The organism is Gilvimarinus gilvus, assembly GCF_030518155.1.
In the GTDB taxonomy this organism is placed as follows: Bacteria; Pseudomonadota; Gammaproteobacteria; order Pseudomonadales; family Cellvibrionaceae; genus Gilvimarinus; species Gilvimarinus gilvus.
In genome coordinates this window covers 1-513 of the sequence record NZ_JAULRU010000699.1, presented here as the reverse complement: position 1 = coordinate 513, position 513 = coordinate 1, and the positions used below count along the sequence as shown (strand labels likewise).

Annotated in this window: 1 protein-coding gene; it reads right to left on the bottom strand. The window is 47.8% G+C overall.

Annotation, left to right across the window (positions count from 1 at the left end; translation table 11 throughout):
- Positions 1–513: condensation domain-containing protein (locus QWI17_RS17395; RefSeq protein WP_302723793.1), on the bottom strand; the 513-nt coding region annotated here is incomplete at both ends.

Below are 513 nucleotides of genomic sequence, written 5' to 3'. Positions count from 1 at the left end.
GTTCCACTCAATCAGCTGTTGATGACGTTCCGCATCAGGCAATATGGATAGCTCTGCCACGGGCGTCTTACCTCCATCGAGAAGGTCACCGACCAGCCTCTGCAAGGCCTGTTGCATATATTCGCTAACACGCTCCGCGTTAATGTCTCTTTCAACCTGAATCTCAAAACTGAAATGATTCAAACCATAATCATCAACAGAAATACTCAGCGGGTAGTTTGTGCGCTCTTGTGCATTTAGCAAACTCACACCGGTTTTCTCAGCATCGAGCATTAACCCTGCATCACCGGTATGCCTATAGTTAATCACTGCACTAAAAAGTGGTGCTTCGGCGTCAACGCCACTACACTGCTGGATCTTTGCCAACGAACTATGTTCGTAATCAACCAAGCTCAGCAATGAGTCGTGTAATTTCTTCACCCAATCAATGGATGTCTGGTCGGTTAACTGCACCCTAAGCGGCAACGTGTTGATAAACAATCCCACAGCACTGTCTGAGCCAGACTGCGCCTG